The 21,595-nt window shown below is 58.9% G+C and carries 21 protein-coding genes and 1 pseudogene; all 22 read left to right on the forward strand.

Translation table 11 applies throughout. The features are described from left to right. The coding region (locus IPM06_18790) for a hypothetical protein (protein ID MBK8772451.1) at nucleotides 1–502 on the forward strand (502 nt) is incomplete at its 5' end. Nucleotides 503–541: 39 nt separating this feature from the next. Beyond that, nucleotides 542–2,018 (forward strand): annotated as a pseudogene (locus IPM06_18795) (hypothetical protein). A gap of 66 nt (nucleotides 2,019–2,084) precedes the next feature. Next, on the forward strand, nucleotides 2,085–2,447 hold the full coding sequence (locus IPM06_18800) for a hypothetical protein (protein MBK8772452.1): 363 nt from the start codon (nucleotides 2,085–2,087) through the stop codon (nucleotides 2,445–2,447). A gap of 13 nt (nucleotides 2,448–2,460) precedes the next feature. Beyond that, the gene (locus IPM06_18805) at nucleotides 2,461–2,901 is read left to right on the forward strand and encodes a hypothetical protein (protein ID MBK8772453.1); all 441 of its coding nucleotides are present in this window, start codon (nucleotides 2,461–2,463) and stop codon (nucleotides 2,899–2,901) included. Beyond that, nucleotides 2,901–3,161 (forward strand): hypothetical protein, encoded by a 261-nt coding sequence (locus IPM06_18810; protein ID MBK8772454.1) that lies wholly within the window; start codon nucleotides 2,901–2,903, stop codon nucleotides 3,159–3,161. Before IPM06_18805 ends, IPM06_18810 begins: the two co-directional genes overlap by 1 nt. Further along, nucleotides 3,158–3,478 carry a hypothetical protein gene (locus IPM06_18815; protein MBK8772455.1) on the forward strand — a complete coding sequence of 107 codons (321 nt, stop codon included), beginning with the start codon at nucleotides 3,158–3,160 and terminating at the stop codon, nucleotides 3,476–3,478. Before IPM06_18810 ends, IPM06_18815 begins: the two co-directional genes overlap by 4 nt. Next, complete coding sequence (locus IPM06_18820) at nucleotides 3,478–6,375, forward strand: hypothetical protein (protein ID MBK8772456.1); 2,898 nt, start codon at nucleotides 3,478–3,480, stop codon at nucleotides 6,373–6,375. Before IPM06_18815 ends, IPM06_18820 begins: the two co-directional genes overlap by 1 nt. Then, nucleotides 6,360–6,863 (forward strand): hypothetical protein, encoded by a 504-nt coding sequence (locus tag IPM06_18825; protein ID MBK8772457.1) that lies wholly within the window; start codon nucleotides 6,360–6,362, stop codon nucleotides 6,861–6,863. The genes IPM06_18820 and IPM06_18825 overlap by 16 nt, the downstream gene beginning before the upstream one ends. Continuing rightward, nucleotides 6,864–8,297 (forward strand): hypothetical protein, encoded by a 1,434-nt coding sequence (locus tag IPM06_18830; protein ID MBK8772458.1) that lies wholly within the window; start codon nucleotides 6,864–6,866, stop codon nucleotides 8,295–8,297. Nucleotides 8,298–8,774: 477 nt separating this feature from the next. After that, complete coding sequence (locus IPM06_18835; GenBank protein ID MBK8772459.1) at nucleotides 8,775–11,075, forward strand: hypothetical protein; 2,301 nt, start codon at nucleotides 8,775–8,777, stop codon at nucleotides 11,073–11,075. Beyond that, entirely contained in the window at nucleotides 11,072–11,284 is a 213-nt protein-coding gene (locus IPM06_18840; protein MBK8772460.1) for a hypothetical protein, read from the forward strand. Before IPM06_18835 ends, IPM06_18840 begins: the two co-directional genes overlap by 4 nt. A 65-nt stretch (nucleotides 11,285–11,349) precedes the next feature. Then, nucleotides 11,350–12,195: a hypothetical protein gene (locus IPM06_18845; GenBank protein MBK8772461.1), complete on the forward strand. Its 846-nt coding sequence runs from the start codon at nucleotides 11,350–11,352 to the stop codon at nucleotides 12,193–12,195. Between the two features lie 10 nt (nucleotides 12,196–12,205). Further along, a complete protein-coding gene (locus IPM06_18850; GenBank protein MBK8772462.1) occupies nucleotides 12,206–13,276 on the forward strand; it encodes a N4-gp56 family major capsid protein in 1,071 nt (356 codons plus the stop codon). Between the two features lie 10 nt (nucleotides 13,277–13,286). Further along, the gene (locus tag IPM06_18855) at nucleotides 13,287–13,475 is read left to right on the forward strand and encodes a hypothetical protein (GenBank protein ID MBK8772463.1); all 189 of its coding nucleotides are present in this window, start codon (nucleotides 13,287–13,289) and stop codon (nucleotides 13,473–13,475) included. A 9-nt stretch (nucleotides 13,476–13,484) separates the two neighbouring features. After that, on the forward strand, nucleotides 13,485–13,973 hold the full coding sequence (locus IPM06_18860) for a hypothetical protein (GenBank protein MBK8772464.1): 489 nt from the start codon (nucleotides 13,485–13,487) through the stop codon (nucleotides 13,971–13,973). Between the two features lie 70 nt (nucleotides 13,974–14,043). Beyond that, nucleotides 14,044–14,511: a hypothetical protein gene (locus IPM06_18865; protein ID MBK8772465.1), complete on the forward strand. Its 468-nt coding sequence runs from the start codon at nucleotides 14,044–14,046 to the stop codon at nucleotides 14,509–14,511. 1 nt (nucleotide 14,512) lies between these two features. Next, nucleotides 14,513–15,196: a hypothetical protein gene (locus IPM06_18870; GenBank protein ID MBK8772466.1), complete on the forward strand. Its 684-nt coding sequence runs from the start codon at nucleotides 14,513–14,515 to the stop codon at nucleotides 15,194–15,196. Nucleotides 15,197–15,261: 65 nt separating this feature from the next. Next, on the forward strand, nucleotides 15,262–17,250 hold the full coding sequence (locus IPM06_18875; GenBank protein ID MBK8772467.1) for a hypothetical protein: 1,989 nt from the start codon (nucleotides 15,262–15,264) through the stop codon (nucleotides 17,248–17,250). Between the two features lie 2 nt (nucleotides 17,251–17,252). Then, nucleotides 17,253–18,452, forward strand: coding sequence for a hypothetical protein (locus tag IPM06_18880; GenBank protein ID MBK8772468.1), 1,200 nt, complete (start codon nucleotides 17,253–17,255; stop codon nucleotides 18,450–18,452). Then, nucleotides 18,449–19,813 (forward strand): hypothetical protein, encoded by a 1,365-nt coding sequence (locus IPM06_18885; protein MBK8772469.1) that lies wholly within the window; start codon nucleotides 18,449–18,451, stop codon nucleotides 19,811–19,813. The genes IPM06_18880 and IPM06_18885 overlap by 4 nt, the downstream gene beginning before the upstream one ends. 11 nt (nucleotides 19,814–19,824) lie before the next feature. Beyond that, the gene (locus IPM06_18890) at nucleotides 19,825–20,532 is read left to right on the forward strand and encodes a hypothetical protein (protein MBK8772470.1); all 708 of its coding nucleotides are present in this window, start codon (nucleotides 19,825–19,827) and stop codon (nucleotides 20,530–20,532) included. After that, nucleotides 20,532–21,578 (forward strand): hypothetical protein, encoded by a 1,047-nt coding sequence (locus IPM06_18895; protein MBK8772471.1) that lies wholly within the window; start codon nucleotides 20,532–20,534, stop codon nucleotides 21,576–21,578. The genes IPM06_18890 and IPM06_18895 overlap by 1 nt, the downstream gene beginning before the upstream one ends. Nucleotides 21,579–21,595 lie beyond the last annotated feature (17 nt).

Here is a 21,595-nt window from a genome sequence, read left to right on the forward strand (position 1 = left end):
GAGGCAGAAGTCTCCCGTCAAGACGTCCGCCAAGAAGAAGGCGTCGGCTGCGAAAGGCGAGGACAAGCCGCTCACCGCCGCACAGAGACTCGACGCGATAGGAATAGATGCGATTTGCGAGCGATTGACTGCAGGAGAGTCGCAGAAAGCAATCGCAAACTCATTGGGGATTTGGGCGAGCCACTTCGCGGAATGGCTGGCTGCAGACGAGGAACGTTCCGCCCGCGCGCGCGAGGCCCGTACAATCTCAGCGCGGCACTGGGACGACCAGGCGGAAAGTGTTCTGCTTGAGGCAGATGAAGACAAGCCAGGGTCGATTGCTAAAGCCCGAGAATTGGCGTCGCATTACCGCTGGCGCGCCTCGAAGTACGCCCCGAAGGACTACGGCGAAAAGCTGGCCCTCAGTGCTGAAGTGACGGTGCAGACGATGACCGACGAGCAACTGGCCGCGAAGGCGGCGGCGTTACAGGCCAAGCTCGGCATTGGCAACGCGGGAAATTGATAGCAAAAGTATGTGTTTTTGTTGTCGAAGTTGGAAATCATGAGCGAATTGGCCGAATACGTTGATTTGCTAGAAGAAATGGCCCGGCGCAAGGCCCGGCGTAAAATCTGGACGTACTTCCCGGAAACTGGACCGTTGCGGCGCGAGCTTTACACAAAGCATCTGGAGTTCTTTCGTGTCGGCGCAAAGTACAGAGAGCGCTGCGCAATGTGTGCCAACCGGATCGGCAAAACGGAAAGCATGGGCGGGTACGAGACCGCATTGCACCTGACAGGTCTGTACGATTCTGTTGCGCCGTGGTGGGAAGGTGCTCGATTCGACGGCCCGGTGCGATTTTGGGCGTCAGGCAAGACCAACGAGACAACCCGCGACATCATTCAGGCAAAGCTGTTCGGTGAAGTGAAAGGCTCCGGGCCGACGAAGCGGGTAAGCGGGACGGGGCTTATCCCCGGCGACATGATCGAGGACTTGACATGGAAGGCGGGGGTCTCTGACCTGATCGACACGGCGCGTATTCGCCATGTGTCTGGCGAGCTATCTACGGTCGGCCTCAAGTCGTACCAGCAGGGACGAGGTGCTTTCGAGGGGACCGAGCAAGACGGCATATGGCTTGACGAGGAGCCGCCTTTGGACATCTATGGCGAGTGCCTGATACGCACCGCAACGACTGACGGGCTGGTATACATCACATTCACCCCACTTGATGGGGTAACAGAGACGGTAATGCAGTTTTTGCCGGGAGGAATCGGCAATGCCGCAGGTTAGCGAGAGCAAGTATCTCGTCACGGCCGGTTGGAACGACGCACCACATCTGGACGAGAAGACAAAGCGCGAGTTGCTGGCTTCGACGCCCGTCTATCTGCAGAAGGCGCGTTCAGAGGGAATCCCGGCGCTCGGGTCCGGGGCAATATTCCCGGTCGATGAAGCGACCATTACCTGCGATCCGTTCAAGATTCCGGAGTTCTGGCCGCAGATCATCGGCCTTGACTTCGGGTGGGATCACCCCACGGCCGCGGCGAACATCGCATGGGACCGCGATCTGGATGCGGTCTATATCACGGCCGTCTATCGCAAGTCGGAGGAAACTCCTGGCGTGCATGCGCTGTCGATCAAGCCGTGGGGAGCGTGGAAGCCTGTAGCGTGGCCACATGACGGCTTGCAGCACGATAAAGGCAGCGGGGAGGAGTTGGCTGCCCAGTATCGTAAGCAGGGGCTCAACATGTTGAGAGAAAAGGCGACGCACAAGGGCGGCGGCAACGGCGTAGAGGCTGGGCTGGCCGACATGCTTGATCGCATGACAACTGGCCGACTCAAGGTATTCCGAACCTGCACCGAATGGTTTGAGGAATTCCGGTTGTACCATCGAAAGGATGGGGTAGTCGTGAAGAAGCTCGATGACGCGATCAGCGCATCGCGCTACGGGATCATGATGCTGCGCAAGGCAATCGTGAAGCCAGCTGAGCGGCGGGCAACTATCAATGCCATCCGCGCCTTCGACAGAGACACCGGCGTTTAGCAAATCTGCCGACCGAATCACCCAGAAGCCGCTCGATGCGGCTTTTTTTATTGCTTGGAGTCATAGATGGCAATCCCAGTACAGACCGCTGACCCGGCCGGCGACGGCTCGATCATCAAATACACATGGACCTTGACGACGGCAGACCCGATCGGAGATGCCCTGGCGTTTCCGGCGTGGGCAGATCGTTGCTTTACCCTGACTGGCACTTGGGGCGGGGCGACCGCCGCGATACAGGGCAGCAACGGCAGCAACTACGTCACGCTGACCAATGGGGCCACCGGAGAGAGCGCGACAACGACGGTCGATTCCGCGATTACCCCATTCGAGGGCGTGCTCTATGTGCGTCCGAACCTTACCGTTGTCGGCGTTGGCGCGTCGGTCACGGTTATCATCATCGCGCGGCGATCCTCGCCATTGCGCACCTGACGGGAGACCCGCAATGGCTACACCGGTTAAGATTTTCGATTACTGCGAGCAGCTGGCAAAAGGCGTGCATATTTGGGGCACGCACACCTTCAAGGTGGCGCTGACGAACACCAGCCCAGCGCAGACCAATACCGTGCTGGCAGACATCACGCAACTGTCCACTGGTGGCGGCTATACAGGCGGCGCTGGAGGTGGGCTGACGCTCGATACGGTGACCGTCACCGAGTCCGGTACCGGCAACCACGACATCGTGCTGACTATTGCCGACGAGGTACTCACGGCCACAGGCACTGTCGGCCCGTTCCGATACCTGTTTTATTACAACGACAGCGCGACATCGCCCGCCGACGCGGGGATTCTTTACTATGATCACGGCTCAAGTGTGACGCTCGCCAACACCGAGACATTCACGGCGGATCACGACGCCACGAACGGCCTGTGGAAACTCGTCTGATGGGCGCTAGCGTACCGGGCCTGTATGGCGATCTGACCTCGCGGCTATACGCAAAACAAGTCCGCGAAGTGATCACCAATGGACACCTACTAAAGATCGTCACGTCAGACAACTCCGAACTGACTATCGCGTGGGTAGATGGCGAGGGCCGCCCGATCAAAGGTCATCCTGTAGTCGTCGAGAGCGGAGCTAGGCTCAAGGCAGAGGGCATTAAGGACGTGATGTATCTTCCCCAAATTCGCACACGAGGTGAAGCATGAAACCGCAAGCAATGACAATCGAAGCCGTGGCCGCGCAAGATGCCAAGGTAAATGCAATGACGTGGAGCGACATGGTGGCGCGCTACGATCTACTCAACGCCGTTGTCGAGGCGACTTACGCGAAGACCGCACCGATCCAGACGAAACTCGACGCGGAGAACGCAAGGGCAGAGTCGGCGCGCATCAGGGCAGTTGAACTGGCAGACCAGATCGAGAATATCTGGGGCGCCGACTGGATCGCCACGAAGCGCGAGATCGGCCTGATTGCCAAGCGCATGGCGGTCGCCAAGAAGCTCAATCTCGCTCCGGTCGCGTGATGCTCGATCGCCTGTTGTGGCGTAGTGCGGCGAGCGCGGCCTATACGCTCGCCGTCGTTGTTCTGTTCGCCGTGTGCGGGAGTGCGCACGCGACCAATTATTTCTCGTGGGGCGCTGAGGGGATCACTGGCACAAACAAGCCCCTCTATGGCTCGCAAGGCTACGATCCTAATTCGGTAGTCCTGAAATCAAATACCACAATCGATTGCGCGGTCAAACATAGCGGATCGTGCTCGATGCGCATCACTGTTAATGGGTTGGGCACCAACGAAACAGTCGGGCTAGACCCTGCATCATACCAATACTTCCCGACGCAATTTGCTGGGGCAGGTCGATATTATCGCTGGTGGTGGCGAATTGACTCTGGCTTTGACTGGGGGGACGGATCCTCGAACCGCAATCCGAGGATGAAGGCTGGCCGATGGAACGTTGTGGCGGATGGCAACAATCGGCAGTTTTTCACCGGGGTTGTTGCGGTAGATGGCTTTGGCCCGGTTGAATGCGATGCTCCTGCCACCAACACGCCAGGGGGGCATTACGGGGTCTGCCTGAAAAATACAGGCGCGGCGATAACAGACAGCACCGTTATAGCGCCATTCGATATGAATACGATGGCCGACAGTCAATGGCATGAGTACATCGTTTATATCAAAGCTAACACGAGCGTTAGTTGCACGGCGGGGACGAATTGTGATGGTCAATTCAAGGTGTGGATAGACGGATCTCTGGTCAGCCAACATCTTAATTTCCGCCTTGGCGATAATGACGGACAGTTCTACGACCACTATCCGGCGTGGATGATTTCGCCATATGTGCAATTCGAATCATCCTATTCTGCTGGTGGAACATGGTATCTAGACGATTTCTCGACAGACGACACTTGGAATAGCACGTTCGGGGGTGGAGACACCACGGCGCCGACAGGCGTAGCGGTCACCGTACCCAGTACCGGCGCGACAGTCAGCGGCAATCAAACGGTCAGGGCAACATGCACGGACGAAACTGCGGTTGCAAACGTTCAGATGTTGCTGGATGGGTCAAATCTCGGCAGCGCAGACACGAGCAGCCCTTACTCGATCACGTGGGACACGACGACGGCAAGCAATGCAAGCCACACTCTATCCGCGCGCTGCACCGACACCAGCAGCAATCAGACGACTTCTTCGACTATCAGCGTCACGGTCAGCAACATAGGGGCGCAGAGTCGCCGGACGTGGATATGGTGCGACGACTTCGAGACGGACAAGAGCGCGTCTTGGTGGGATTCAAACGGCTTCGGGTCTAGCATGGTGCGGTCAGCCGGAAATGGAAACCCTGGCTATTCGCTGCGCGCAACCTTTCCGAACACGACAGGATCGTCACAGGCTGGCGACTGGAAGGTTATGTTCGGAGACACGGACCCGGACTACTCTCCGAACGTTAAGTCGAGCACCGATGTCACGGAGATTTACTGGCGTGCGTACATCCGAAACTCGGCGAACTGGCAGCCGGACACCGGCTGGAAGTTGGCTCGCGCTGTCGGTTGTTTCGATAGCACCGTGGTTCCTGCAGATCACTACTGCCCGAGTCAATCTTTCTCGGCCCATTGGTGGTCTGCGCCTGGATCTAACTCGCCTCTGCTATCGGTTGATCCGGCATCGGGTGTGAGCGGCTCCACGGTTGTTGCCGATAATGAATGGAATGATTTCGCAAACTACTCCTGGCTTGGGCAGGTAAGCGGCACCACTCAAGTTATGAGCGCTGCGAAAGCCAACACATGGCAGTGCATCGAGGGGCGCGTCAAACTCAATACGCTTGGGGCGTCAGATGGCGTGCAAGAATTGTGGGTAGATGGTGTGCTGGAAGCTCAAGCTACAGGATTGAATTTGCGCGGAAGCTATGCGGGCGCCTACAACGGCATCAACCTTATGTCGTTTGAAAACTTCGCTAACTCCGGTCTAGCGATAACTGGCCGCTACCGCGACTGGGATAACGTCGTCATCGCTACCGACCGCGTAGGGTGCGCATTGGCAGACAGTGGCGATACTACCGCGCCGACCGTTCCAGCTAGCCTATCCTGCCCGTCCTCGACTACCACGGGGATTACCTGCACATGGTCTGCATCGACAGACGAAATAGGCGTCACGAGCTACCCGCTTGAGCGTCGCTCACTCCCCGATGGCGGGGCATGGACGCAGATCGCCGCACCAGCAGGCACGAGCTACGCCGATACGGTTCCAGCTACAACTCGATATGAGTATCGTGTCAGTGCGAGAGACGCCGCAGGCAATCAGTCTTCGCCCAGCACCTCTGCGACAGCCACCTCGCACATTAATCTATCCTTCGGATACGGCGTCAATTTGCCGTTGGAATTCAGGAATGGGGCTTGGGATTCCACGCAGAGGGCACAGGCGCTCGATGCAATCGCGTTCATGTGCGGATCGACATGCTGGGTTCGCATGGACGTAACGCATTCGACAGTCGAGGCAACGCAGGGCGTCTATACGTGGTCTGAGTACGACACGCGAATAAACGAGATAAAGGCTCGCGGCTTCAAGATTCTGCTGATGCTTGGCTACTCGCCGGCGTGGAATCGTGACGTGGCATGTACGAATAGTAACGCCATGCCGGTCAATGGTGCTGCGTTCGGTGCGTTTGCCGGAGCGGCGGTCGCTCGATTCACTCCGGATGCCGTCGAGTTCTGGAATGAGCCAAACTCTCTAGGCTTCTCCTGCCCGGCAGTCAGCGCGACCAATTATTACGCTAAGGTGCTTGAGCCAGGCTACAACGCGGTGAAGTCTGCGAGACCGCAGACGGCAGTCATAACCGCCGGGACAGGTCCTACCGTCGATGCGCCGGCTGCCTGCTCTCCTGGGTCTGCTTGCACCGAGTCTCGACGGCGATGGGTTATCTGGTAGACCTATACGCCATTTCCGGCGCTAAAGAGCATTGGGATTGCATCGGCCATCACCCATACACCAATAGCGCGCAGCCGCCCGGAACGGCCTACGTGAGCGGACTCGGAACCGGGTGGATGCAAATGGAGCAATACACAGGGACATCGCTGCGTACCGCGATGACAAACAACGGGCAGTCGGCGCTAAAGATATGCACGACGGAATGGGGCATTCCAACTGGCGGAACGGGCAACATGGGATCAGTCAGTACGACATTGCAAGCTGATAGCTGGGTGTCGTCCGGCTTTCCGATCCTCGCCGGAAAATCATGGGCTGGCCCTAGTTTTTGGTACGTCTTGACAGATCGATGCGCAACGGCGGCAAGCGAGGAGTGCTGGTTCGGCCTATTGCAACAAGACATCGTGACGAAAAAACGATCCTTCGGTGCGTTCAAAGCACTCGCCAACCCGCTGGCTGCGCCTGGCCGCGACAAGTTCAGGCCGCGCTAAATGGCAATCAATCCCGTACAAGGTAAATCGAATCAGGACTTCACCGGCGGAGGCATTGCCACGCTTGTTACGACGCTAGACGCAGCGGTTACTTCAGGGAGCCTCGTAGTTGGGCATGGCACGATTGGCGGAAATATCACCGACCTTTTGTTGGTGGACAATCAATCGAATTCGTATACAAGCAGCATAGTCACGACTTATGATGCCACCAACGGCCAGACCGCATTCCGGTTTTACAAAGAGAATGTCACCAACGCTCCGACTATTTTCACTCTCTCCCGATCTGGCGGAAATTTCAATTACGCCGAGCTGACCGTCGAGGAGTTTTCCGGTGTTGCAACTTCGGCGGCACTTACCGGAACGCCGGCATTCAACACGCAGAATTCCCCCGGAACCGGAACGGATGCAATCACCTCGACCAATACGACGCCTGCCGTCAACGGCTGCCTGATATACGGGTTCACGCAGAATGACGGCGGTTCAACGCTGGCGAGCGCAGGCACCGGCTATACGAGCGGCGTATCGAACGCCACCGCTGCGTGCCGAAGTGAGTACAAGATACAGGCAACGGCTGCGGCCGTAGCTGCCACCTTCACCGTTGCTGCGAACGAATCACACATTACCGGCGTGATGGCGTTCAAGCCGGCTTCCGGCGGAAGCGCAACGACAACCGTCGAGTCTGCCAGCTACACCCACACACCGCAGGATGTCGGAGTAAAAGCAGGATTCTCAGTTACCGCAGATAGCGCCTCTTTCGCTTTCTCTCCGCAAAACATCGGCACGGCAAAAGGCGGCGCCGCATCGATGCTTGCCGCACAAGCGTCCTTCGCCTTCACGCCGCAAAATGTCGGGACTAGCCGGACGCGAACCGTCGATGTCACATACCTTCCGGTACCAGGAAACGAAGGCTATCGAATCGAGTGGGATAGCAATTCCGGTGCGCCGTATGCCAACAGCGCCGAAGTCGCAACGGATGTCCTGACCTACGCGATAACCGGACTTGCAGAGCGCACGACGTACTACTGGCGCTATGCTGCGCTGGTGGCCGGCGTGCCGCAATCGTGGGCGACCGAGGAGGTCTTCACGACAGGAATCGATCCGCTGGAGGCAGAGAGCGCCTCTTACGCCTTCACGCCACAGGACGTCGGCACGAGGTCTGCTGCGATTTCGACAATTGGATCGGCCTCTTTCGCTTTCACGCCGCAGGACATTGCAACCAGCAAAGGGACCGGCAACATTGCCATTACGATCGAATATGCCGGCTACACTTTCACGCCCCAGAATGTGGCAACGAGCGCCGGGTATCTTGTAGCGGCCAACAGCGCGTCTTACGCATGGACACCGCAGTCTGTCGGCACTAGTTCTACCGGGCAGGAGCATCAGTTCTCAGGCGCATGGCGCGTCGGCAGTTATCGCCGGAGACATGGGCGCTAATGGCATGACAATCAAACGGAGCAACATGGATGGCTGGTGGCCCGGGGGGGGGGGGGGGGGGGGGGGGGGGGGGGGGGGGGGGGGGGGGGGGGGGGGGCGGGGCGCGGGGGCCGGGGGGGGGGGGTCCCGGGGGGGGGGGGCGGGGGGGGGGGGGCGGGGGCGGGGGGGGGGGGGGGGGGGGGGGGGGGGGGGGGGGGGGGGGGGGGGGGGGGGGGGGGGCGGGGGGCGGGGGGGGGGGGGGGGGGGGGGGGGGGGGGGGGGGGGGGGGGGGGGGGGAGGGGGGGGGGGGGGGGGGGGGGGGGGGGGGGGGGGGGGGGGGGGGGGGGGGGGGGGGGGGGGGGGGGGGGGGGGGGGGGGGGGGCGGGGGGGGGGGGGGGGGGGGGGGGGGGGGGGGGGGGGGGGGGGGGGGGGGGGGGCGGGCGACGGTAGGCGCGCGGCGCAGAAATGGGCGGAAATGATGACTAATAGGATGCGCCGATGATCGATATGGAACAAGAGTCGCCAGTCCGCACGGAACAGAAGAATATCGAACGATTTGCGGCGCTGTCTGCGATCGTGCGTGAAAAGCGTGACGAGGCGATCAAGTACAGGCAACAGTCCGGGGTCGAAGAAGAATGGACGCTCGCCGAGGAGCAATACGAAGGCATCGACGACGCCAACCGCGGCACCAGCAATGCCGCCACACGCAAGCCGACGTCGATGTCTGGTGGGTTGTTGAAAAACTCAGACAGCAAGGACGTCCGATCAACGCTGCTGCTCAACATCACCTATCCCTACACAAATTCAGCGACGGCCCGCATTGCCGACATGCTGCTGCCGCAGGACGAGTTGAACTACGGGGTTGAGCCGACCCCGATCCCTGAACTCGATGCCGCGCAAGACAATACAAGCCCTCTGGTCGATGACTACGGACAGCCGATGATGCGCGGTCCGGATGAGGAGGAAGCCGCGCGGGGAATGCAGGGCCAGGTGCAAATGACCGTTGCCGATGCTGCGAAACAAGCGCTTGCGAAGGCCAAGGATGCCGCTAAAGCAGCAGAGCAACAAATCAACGATTGGCATATCGAGAGTGGATTCGTTTCCGAACAGCGCAAGCTAATCAAGATGTCCGGCAAGCTTGGCGTCGGGGTATTGAAAGGGCCGTTTCCGATAAAGCGCAAAGCCGCAAAAGTCGTCATGTCTGAGATGGGCGCGCAGCTGCAGATCAGCGTCAAGGTTGCGCCAGCCTCGAAATGCATTAGTCCGTGGAACCTCTATCCCGACCCGGCCTGCGGCGACAACATTCACAATGGGTCGTTCATCGTCGAGCACGATGAGATTACCCGCAAACAACTGCGTGACTTGAAAGGTGTCGATTACATCGACGCCGAGATCGACGCCTGTTTAGAAGAAGGTCCGCAGGCATGGTCCTCGACAGACTCGACGAGCAGCCGGCGCGATGGAATAAACGACAAGTCGCTCTACGACATCTGGTACTTCTACGGCGACGTTAAGCGTTCAGACCTAGATGCGGCGCGGACGCTGCACCATGCCACGGATGAGGATGTCGATAGCGACAGCGAGGAAGGAAAGGAACAGCCTGACGGCGACGATTACGTCTATGTTCAGATCACTTTGGTTAACAACCGCGTCGTTAAGGTCATCGAAAATCCGCTGGATTCCGGAGAATTCCCCTACGACGTGTTCCCTTGGTCGGAGCGAGCGAACTCATGGACAGGTTACGGCCTGCCACACCAGATTCGCGCGGCGCAGAAAATCGTCACGGCAGCAACCCGGCTGATGCTCAACAACGCCAGGCTGAGCGCGGCGTTGCTTCTCGGTATCAAGCGGGGAGTGATCAATCCAATGGACGGATCGTGGGACATTAACGGCGACAAGATTTTTGAACTAGATGAAGCCGCGGACGCCCAGTCGATCCGCGATGCAATGCATGTGTTCGACATACCTAGCAAGCAGGTCGAATTACAAAACATCGTCTATTTCGGCCTCAAAGTTGCGGAAGACACAACCGGACAGCCGATGCTAATGCAGGGGCAGATGGGGCAGGCGCCAGATACCGTAGGCGGCATGGAGATTCTTTCCAACAACGCAGGGGTTGTCCCGCGCGACAAGGCGCGAACCTTCGACGAATCTATTATCGAGCCGCATATCAATCGTTACTACGAATTTCTGATGATGTACTCGGACAACGACAAGGCCAAGGGTGACTTCCAGATCAAGGCGCGCGGCTCCGCGGTTCTTGTGGAGCGGGCGTTGCAGTCGCAAGCCATCCTGCAGATGGGCGCTCTGGTGCAGCAGGAGCGCAATCCATTCCGCGTATCTCCGGACAAGTGGTTCGCAGAGATGGCGCGATCGCAGCGCCTCGACCCAAGCAAGTTCCTGTATGACGACGAGGAATGGAAGAAGATCAGCGAGCAGCCTGCACCATCCGCTCCGCAGATCGAAGCGGCGAAGATTCGCGCGCAGGTCGATACCCAGAAGATCAAGGCCGATACGGATCGCGATACCCAGTACGTTCAGGCGGAGACCGATCGCACCCAGCGCGAGCATGAAGCTCGCATGGCCGAGTTGAGCCTCAAGCTAGAACTGGCACAGCTAGATTACGCTTCGCGCCACCAGATGACGCTAGATGACGTGAAAGCCAAGCTGACGATGAAGTCGATGGATATCGTTGCAATGAAGGAACTCTCGGCAATTGGCGCGCCGGCAAATAGGTTGCCCAAGCCGCCTGTCGAGCCTCGTGGGCGAGCCCCTAGAGGACAGTCGTTTCAGCGATGAATCTTAACCTCACTGAGCACGAGGCCGAATCTACGTTATGGAAGAAGATTCGTGCCGAGATGGTCATCGAACTAGAGTTGTGTCGCCGCAAGAACGACGGCGAACTGGATGAAATCAAGACCGCCAGATTACGCGGCCGGATTGGAATGCTGAAAGAATTACTCGCCCCTGCCTCGCAGGCACGAGAAGGCGCTGCGCACGGCTCGTAAAGAGACGCCCGTCAGCACATCGCAATAGACCCGCTTCGGCGGGTTTTGTTTTTTGGAGACGCAGAATGGCAGACGTAGAAACACTGTCCGCAATGGAGCACGGGTTCGAGCACCAAGACGCCGATATGGCGCCGCTAGAGACTCCTGCTGAGCAGACAGAAGAGCAGCAAACCGACGATGCAACCCAAGAAGTCCAAACCGAGGAACCGGCCGCTACCGAGCCACCGGACCCGATCAAAGAATTCGAGGCAAGCATCAATCAACGGTTTTCCGACCATAACGAACAAGTGTTCGGCAAGGTCGGGCGCATGCTTGAGAAGCGCGACGCGAAACTGAAGGACGACATCAAGAAGGAACTGCTGGCTTCGATTCAGTCGCAAGCCCCGGAACTTTCCGACGACGACCTGAAGGAAGCGATGGCGGACTTCGATGAACTCGGGGTGTCCGAAATCGGCGGAGCTGTCGGCAAGGCGCTGAAGAAGGTCATGTCGCGACGCACTGCAACCCCATCTGAACCGGCCCAGCCGGCATTCGATGCCGAATCACTGAAGTCCGACTTCGATGCGCGCGTCACTGAGCGCGTCGAACAAGTCAGACGGGAAATGGCAATCGAAAGGCTGACTGAGTTGCGCGAGGACTGGACGGAAGTGCGGAATAGCGCCGGCTTCAAGCAGTGGTTTGTCATACAACCGGCCGACTACCAGCAACGTATCAATAGCTCGTGGAAACCCGGCGACGTGATTTCGGCGATCAACGCCTATGAGGCTCACGTCAAGAAAGCAACCTCCAAGAAACAAGACAACACGAAACGGCTCGACGCTGCCATTACACCGACCAAGTCTGGTGGGGTGGCGCTGCCAACCATGTCCGTGCTCGACGCAATGGAGTACGGGCTGAAAAACCCAAATTAGGAGTTAGATCATGGCAACAGGAATTCAGGTTTTTTCGACGCCGGAACAGCGCCGAGGCATTGTATTGGGGCAGATTCTTGCTCACGCTATGCCAAAGGAATGTCTCTCTAAGGTCGGCGAGCACTATGAGATGCCGACGAATCAGGGCGACACGATCAAGATGCGTCAGTATCTGCCGTATGGGGCAACTGTCACCAATCCGAATCAGTTTTTCGCCCACGGAACAGGGGATCGCGGCAATGCGCTTGCGCAAGCGCACATGACGCAAGAAGGTGTTACGCCGCCGCCCGATTCGCTCGACAAGCGTGATGTCACGGTCGTTCTGAATCAGTTCGACATTCTCTACGGTCATACCGACAAGACGGCGCTGCTCTACGAGGATGACATTCCGAAGCACCAGAAGAAGCAGGTCGGCGAGCGGATGACGCTGGTCCGGGAGATGGTCCGTTACGGGGCGACGCGCGCATCGACAAACCAGTTCTACGGCGGCTCCGGCAGTTCGCGCGGCACCGTGGCCGGACCCATTACCTTGGGTCTGTTGCGTTCTATGAAACGCGCGCTGCGCGCCGACCATGCAGAGCCGGTCAACTCGATTCTGCAATCTTCGGTTAAGTTCGGCACCGTTTCCGTCGACGAGGCATACAACGTCTATGGGCACACCAGCCTAGAAGCCGATTTGTCCAATCTGCCGGGGTGGAAGTGGGTGAGGGACTACGGGGATATTTCCAAGGCGCTGCCTGGCGAAGTCGGTTCCTGCGAAGGCTTCCGCTTCATTCTGCGGCCGGAATTCGTGCCGTATGAGGATGCTGGCGCCGCGATTGGTTCGACGGGTTGCGTATCGACCACAGGAACCTTGATCGACGTGTATCCGCTGATCGTGACCGGCGAAAACTCTTGGGGAGATGTTTCCCTGAGAGGCAATTCGTTCGACTACACCAATATCGCTGTCGGCACCAAGTCATCGGCGGACCCGTTCGGCCAGCGGGGTTATGTCGGCGCGATCTGGTGGGATGCTGCGGTTGTGACTAACAACGGCTGGATTGCGATCTGCAACGTCGGCATCTCGACGCTGTCGGCCTAAGGAGATTCTAATGGCTGCTGAAAAGCTTGCTCCACGCATCTCCGCGATGTCCAACTTAAACGATCAGAAGGAATTGCGCCCTGTGCTGGAGGCCATGATCAATGGCATCCGCGCCGTGTTAGCGATTCTCGACGCAGACGCCGGAGTTACCGCAACGAATACGGTGGCGACGTTCGACGCCGCCATCACCAAGACATAAGGAGTCATCATGCTGAACCAACAAAGCTTCACCGGCAACATGTGCATTGGAAAGGCCGGTCTTGCCGCCGGCACTACCACGACGCTTACCAGCGCCAACGCCATCACCTACTCGATCAACAGCGTTGCTTACGCCAAGGCGATCACTTCCAACGAGGCTACGCCGACCACAGATATCGTGACGGGGGCAGCCTTCGTGGCAATTCCGGTCGGTTCTGGCGCTGTATTCACCATCGGCCGCGATTCGGCGGGTGCGCTGAAGGTGGCGCAGAGCAAGATCGTGGTGCTCGACAGCGACGAGGACTTCCCGGCTGCCCCGCCGCAACTGGCCCGACTGCCGAATAGCTACACCACGATCGGCTACGTCAGCGTCAAGGTCGGTACAAGTGGCGCGGCATGGACGTTCGGGGCAAGCAACCTCGCCGGCCCGCCGACGGACGTTGACATCGACTATCAGGATGTCGTGTTCGCGCGGTCCAGCCCCTGGGCGCCGACCTAATCGCAAAAGCAACAGACGCTTTAACCCTCGCGGGCGCCTTCGGGTGCCCGCATTCTTTTGGAGATTCAGTATGGCTCGTATTAAACGCTCTTATGACGCAGGTGGAATGCAAATCGGGCAGGACGGGGAAACCGTAATCCCTGCGTTCGAGGATCCCGCCCCTATTGAGGTTGAGCCGGTCGACGGCCCGCGTAACAAGAAGTGGCTGGACGACATGGCGATGATGGAAGAATTCGTCACGATTCAGATTGACGCCGAAGAAAACGAATGGGCGGAAAACCCTGTTCAGGCCCCGTGTCAGGGGCGGTCCGTGTGGATCATGCGCGGGATTCCGACCATCATCAAGCGCAAGTACCTGGAGTCGTTGTTGCGGGCGAAGCCGATCTCCATGCGCACCAAGATTACCCCAGCGACCGCGACAGCCAACCCGGTCAATAGCGTCGTGAGGCGTACCGGATTGAAGTATCCGATCCATGTGATCGAGGACAGCAACCCCAACGGCTCGGCGTGGTTCCGCCAGGTTATCAACGAGGGCTGACATGTCCGCCATGTCATTCCTGCAACTCGCCCAGCGACTGCGCGAGAAGTGCCGCATCTCCGGCACGGGGCCGTCATCTGTTATTGGACAGACGGGCGAGATGCTGAGGGTGGTCAATTGGATCAATGATGCCTGGCTCGACATTCAAGAGGCTCGACCAAATTGGAAGTGGATGCAGGGCGACGTGATCTTCAATACCGTCGTCCAGCAGGCCACTTACACTCCAGCCCAATGCAGTGCCAGTGACATGGCTTCATGGGACTTCTCGCAGAGCTGGCGCATCTATTCGGGTTCGTCAGAAAACGAACAGTTCCTCGATGTCATTCCATATTCCGATTGGCGCGACACGTACATGTTCGGCTCGATGCGTACCTCCTACAGCCAGCCGGTCGCTGTTGCTGAAACCCCTAGCGGTGGGCTGGCGTTTGGGCAGATACCAGACGCTATTTACACGGTGGATGGAAAGTATTTCAAGGAGCCGTCGGCCTTGGTAAATAACGCCGATACGCCTGGAATGCCTGATAAGTTCCATCTGATGATCGTTTATCGGGCGATGATGTTCTATGCATCGAGCGAAATTGCGCCGGAAGTCTATCAGGAAGGCCTGCAGGAATTCCGTCGCATGATGTCCAGGCTCGAGCGCGACCAACTGGACCCGATCACCATCAGCGGGACGATCGCCTGATGCGGGCGCAAATGGTCCCCGTCAGGGTAGATACTCAGCACTTCTCGCTGGCCGGTGGGCTTGACATGGTGTCCGCTGCTACCTTGATAAAGCCCGGTTTTGTGCTCAGTTCGCAGAACTACGAGATAGACTCGGTGAAAGGCGGTTATCGCCGGCCGCCTGGCTATGAGCGTTACGACGGACAACCAGCTCCGAGTGATGCCTCGTATTGGCTGCTCATGGTCGATATCACTGGTACGGTGGCAGTCGGCAATACGATTACCGGGGCAACGTCGGCCGCAACCGGAAAGGTCTTGCAGGTCAACAGTGGAAGTCTTGTTCTAGGCCGGGTGACGGGAGTGTTCGCTCAGGGAGAGAGCTTCACGATTGCCGCTGTAGTGCAAGGATCTATCATCTCGGCTGCGGTGGAATCTGGCGCATCTTCTGTCGAAGACGACGCTGCGTATCGAGGGCTCGCGGCCGATGATCGAAGGGCCGATATTCTGCCACCGCCTGGTAGCGGGCGAATCCGCGGGGTATGGCTGTATCGAGATATGGTCTATGCCTTCCGCGACAACGCCGGCGGGACGGCTTGTGACCTGTGGAAGGAGTCGGCCTCTGGTTGGGTACAAGTGCCATTCCTCTACGAGGTCACCTTCTCGGCGGGAGGTGGCGCTACCCCAGCCGATGGCGCCACGCTGACTCAAGGCGGGGTCACGGCTACGATACGCAGAGTGGTTCGGCGGACCGGGGCATGGGGGGGTACGGCAGCCGGAACCTTCGTCATTTCCGCCCCAAGTGGCGGGAACTTCGCCGCCGGGGCCGCCACGGCAACAGGCGGGGTAACGATTACCTTGGCCGGAATCCAGACCGCGATCACCCGCCCGCCTGGCGGGCGCTACGAGTTCGTTAATCACAACTTCACCGGATCGACGGACACACTTCGAGTTTATGGCTGTGATGGGGTGGGAACGGCTTTCGAGTTCGACGGGACATATCTTGCCCCTATCCACACCGGCATGGCAACGGACGCCCCGAGTCACGTCGCCGCCCACAAGGGGCATTTGTTCCTGTCCTTCCGCGGCTCGCTGCAACACTCGTCGATTGGGTTTCCGCTTGAGTGGAGTCCTGTCACCGGAGCGAACGAGTTGGGGATTGGCGACGACATCACTGATCTATTGCCACAGCCGGGCGATGCCGGCGGCGGCGCGATGTCGATATTTTCGGTCAATAGCACCCATGTTCTGTACGGGTCGAGCGCGGCCGACTGGCAACTGGCGCTCGGTTCTCCCTATGCCGGGGCGGCTCCCTATACCGCCGAGTTCATCGGATCGGCTTTCGCCCTGTCTCAGCGGGGAATCCAACAGATTGCAGCAACCTCGAATTTCGGCGATTTTCAGTATGCCGCCGTCAGCGGAATAATTCAGCCACTCATCAATCGCTTGCAAGGAACGGCAACAGTATCCGCGGTACTCAAGGAGCGTAACCAATACAGGCTGTTCTTCTCTGACAATACGATTCTGGCCGTGACCGTTCTTGGAGGAAAGCCAGTCGGAATAATGCAACTGGACTACGGAAGACCTGTGCGCTGTTACGTCGCCGGCAACAAGAGCGACGGGCGGGAATACGCCTATTTCGGCTCTGACGACGGATACGTCTATCGAGACTTGGTTGGCACGTCCTTCGATGGCGATTCTATCGAATCATGGCTGAGACTGCCATTCAATCATTTCAATTCGCCAGAGCATACTAAGACATTCAAGAAGGCCGTGCTCGACGTGGTATCGGACGGACCCGCGTCGGTCCAGGTGACGTATGAGATGGGGGCGGGATCGGTGGAAGTCGATGCCGGGTCAGCCACCGATGTCCCGATCTATGGAGCCGGGGGATATTGGGACGAGTTCATCTGGGACGAATTCACATGGGATGGGCCGACCGTCAATCGGCTGGAAGTATCGCTCGACGGGACTGAAACTTCGCTGTCGATGATGTTCTACGGCAACAGCGCGACTCATCAGTCGTTTTCCATACAAAACATCGCATTCCACTACATTGTCCGTCGACTCAAAAGGTAGCCATGTCAAACGACTTTTTTAATTATGACGGCACGACCCCGCCAGCCCATACCCGTGGCTTATCGTCGGCAATCCGGGCCATCTACGCAGCCATCATGACGGCATTCGACAAGATGCCTGACATGACAGGCAACGCCGACGAATTAGTCGTTATCAACAGTACAGCAACTGGGCTGACATCTATCTCTACGTCCAGTCTGATCCTGGCCGCCACCCTGCCCGCGCAGACCGGCAATGCCGGGAAAGTTATAACGACCGACGGCTCCGCGGCGTCGTGGACAGAAACCCTGTCTAAAGTGCAGAACGGCGCGACCGATTTTGGGATATCGAACACTGATAGCGGCGGCGCGGCATTTGCTACAAACACCTTGACCACGACGGCCGGAACCCTCGTCACCAGGGCGGGAAGCATCTCGTCAGCCTACGGGGCATCGCTGATGTGGATCGGAACGGCAGGACCATTGACGATCGGCACATCCGGGCCGTCGGATGTCGCTATCACGGCAGGCAATACCGTCCGGACAGTCTACGCCTACGCCACTGGGGCGCAGACCCATACCGTCACGCCATCGGTCACCGGATCAGCGCACAAGGTTTCGGCCAGTCACAACAGCAACCAATACGCGATCATCGAGAATACCGACGCGGGGGCTTCGGCAGTCGCCGGGCTTCGGGCGTCCAGCAACGCCGGCAGCATGCGGCTCGAAGCGGCTTCGACGGCCTTGGGGGGATATGGCGCAAGCACTTGGGCCGGGGCCGGGAAATACGTGGCCGGAACACAGTCTGGCGGCGGTGATTGCGAGCTATGGACCAACGGCGTTGCGCGCGTTGTTGTTTCAGATTCCTCTGTCAATCTGACGGCAGGTCCAGGCGGTCTGTTTATCGGCGGACTGCGGACAATATCTGTCCTTGTGATTGGCAACAACGTGACTGGGGCGTCAATCTACTCCCCTGTGGCCCACGGCCATACGCGAGCGCCGGATATCATTATCCCATACGGAATTCTTAACGGGGCGACACAGGGTTACACCGCTGGGGACAAGGCATCCGTGTTGCTAAACATCGTCGGGACGCGGGCCAATGGAACTAACGTCTGGTGCCTCCAGCAGACTACGCCGCAAATCTTCCACGCCTCGACCGGGGTCGCCACAACGGTTGGCGCGGGCGATCTATCCATGCGCGTCACCTGCATCTGGCTATGATCAACGCGCAGGACTTTTCGACGATCGACGCGGCCCTCGACGCCGCCGAACAAGCCGGCGCTTCTGCGGTCTGGTTCCCGGGTGGCATCTACGACACGGCCGGATTTCGACTGCGCAGCGGCATCGATCTACGCGCAGACGGCAACGCGCTTATCCGCTGGACAGGCGGGCCGGGCACGGTGATCGACTCAGCGCACTCCGGTATCTTGCGCGACGCGGGAATCTCCGGCATCGACATTGAGTCGCGCGACGCGACGACGGCGATTGCCTGGCGCAGCAGCCTTGAATGCGAGCTGCGCGACGTGACCGTCAGGACAGACAGCCCGGCGCAAGTGGTGCTAGATATGTGCTGCAACGCCGACGGCGCCGCCAATGAGTGGGGCAACCGAAACAACGCCTACAACAACGTCGATGGCCTGCGCCAGCGCGGGCGCTGCGGTTCGCTGCTGCGACTCTCCGGCCTTGGCCCGCCAAACGGACCTCAGTCGGCGGTCACGACCTTAAATAGCTTTTGCAACATCAACGGGGCGGGAGTCTGCGGCACTGGCATCGACTTCGCTTCATGGGCAGACTCGAATCACTTCGACGGCATCACGCATCTCTACTTGATCGCCGACAACGCGGTCGGAATGGACTACAACAGCGGCGCGCCGACCGAAAACATGGGAGTCTACGCCAACAGCTTCGATCACCTGGCCGTCGATGCATTCGGCAGCTTCGCCGGCCGGATCGGGTTGCGGCTGAACAAGTCAGGCAGTCTGCGGATCGATCACTACTACAACTCCCCAGTCGCCGAAGGAGGAGACCTGATCATTAGTCCGCTGGCGGCTGGCTACAAGATCCAGCATATCGACCCGGCGACCGGCGAGTACCGGCTGATCGACCCTGCATGGATGCGGGGATATCTGTTCGAGTTCGCCGTCGGAGCCGATAAGATGATGATCGTCGACAAAGCCGGAAACACCATTCAGCGCGGCATCGCGCAAGTTGGCGCCGGGCTCGATACCGGGACGGCTGGACTCGAACTCGGGGGCTGGCGCACTGGCAACGGATACGCCTATATCGACCTGATCGGCGACACGACCTACGGCGACTACGGCTTTCGAGTGATCCGCAATCCGGGGCCGAACGGCCATACCCAACTCCTGCACCGCGGCAGCGGCGACATGGCGCTGCAGGCGCAGGACACTGGCCGGGTCACTCTGCGCGATGGTGACGGCGTGGTTCGGGTAGCGGTCAGCAAGGCCGGCGCCGGATTCAATGGGATGTCGCCCACCCGTCCTATCGTCAGCGGCGGAACCGTCAAAGACGCAATGCTGCGCGCCGCCTTGGCCCAGCTCGGTCTGATAATCAACGCATAGAGGCTTTCGACATGGCAAATGTAAGCTATACCGCCGAACAACTGATGCCAAAACCTGTCACGTCAGCCGTGCCAAAGGTCGATCCGACCAAGGCCGTCGCCGAGAAATGGACGGTCGACGACAATCAACTGGTCGAGAAACGCTTGCCCGGGCTTCTGTCGGCTGACAACCCGATTGTTCAGATGGGGCAGACGAAAGGACTGCAACAGGCAAATGCTAGAGGATTGCTCAACTCTAGCATGGCAGCAGAATCAGGGGCGAAAGCCGCCTACGATTACGCCATGCCGATTGCCACGCAGGACGCTTCGACCTACGCCAATTCCGCACGGGAGAATGCCAACCTAGGAACCGGGGTCAGCCAGGCCAACGCGCAACTTGAAACGTCGAAACAAGTTGCTGCCGGCAACAATGCGGCCCAACTGGCCGCCGCGGGAATTTCCGCGAGCAGTGCGCAGACTATCGCCAAACTCAATAGCGATACACAGATCAAGTTGCAGAAGATGGACGCCGAGAGCAAGCAGATTATGCAAACCTCGACCTTGGCAAATTCTACTTTCACCGGCGGAACCAACCTCTTGGCGCAAATCGCCGCTGACGTGAATATGGACGCCGAGAGCAAGCAGAAGATTTCCGACAACATCATTCAGACGATGGGAACCTCTATCAAGGTTATCTCATCGATCAACCAAGTCGACATCGGCAATCTGCTGAACTTCTGATGACATTCGCACTAGCAGGGCTACAGCAGGCATGGGGCACGCAGACCCAAGAGACCGCCACGCCTACGGACTCGGGCCAGGGCGAATCTGGATCGACTGATCTGATATCACTGCTTCCGCAATCCACTAGAACGGCATTACTCGCTGATAAGGATTACCAGTCCAAAATTGCGCCTGGGTCGTATCGCGAGCAAATGAACTTGAACATGGGCGACCAATTCGATTCATCTAGCTTGTCGGACCCTGACAAGTGGTGGGTCGGCTCGATGGGAACCAAGAGGGTATTTCAGTCAGACGAATTCTCCGACACAGACCGATGGGCGCCCGGAGCGATGCAAGCGGCACTCAAGAACGCGACCTACGACCCGAGGTATGGGATTCTGTACGACGTCAAGGATGTCGATCCGTATTGGATTCCAGAAGAGGTCTCGTTAATGGATAAGCTGATTCCGGGCCTGATCGTCGGGGCGGCAACCGGCGGCATTGGCAGTGGGATCGGCGCAGCGATTGGGTCTGGTGTAGCCGGGCAGGCTATCGCAAGCGGGGCATCTTCCGCCATGCAAGGTGGGTCTGGCAAGGATATCTTGGTCAGCGCCGCGGCCGGCGGGTTAGGTAGCGCAGCGGGCGGTGCAACGGGAAAAGCAACGGCGGACGCGCTGAAAGGGTCTGTCTCAACATCATTGGCAACACAGTTGGGAAAAGGCGCTGGCGCGGCAGTTGGCGCGGGGACGGCTAGCGCAATCCGGGCTGTCGGCGGGGGTGGGTCTTTCGCGGATGTCCTGCAGTCTGCGCTCTGGTCGGCCGGTGCGGCTGGTGCTGGCTCTGCCGTCAATGCGGGCGTGAGCGAGGTAGCCGGGTCGGAGACAGCTGGAAAGATTGCCGGATCGGTCACAAGCGGGCTGATCAATTCCGCCAAGCCAACTCAGGAATCGCAAAATTCGCAGTCAATCACGCAGAATGCGGAGACCACGACGACATCGGCATCAGGCAAGAAGCCTGTGTCGGTTTCCGACCTCTCGTGGGGTTGGCTGTCGCCAGCCCGCTAAGACACAAGGAGAAAGAT

This window comes from Hyphomicrobiales bacterium, from assembly GCA_016710435.1.
Classification (GTDB): domain Bacteria; phylum Pseudomonadota; class Alphaproteobacteria; order Rhizobiales; family Aestuariivirgaceae; genus Aestuariivirga.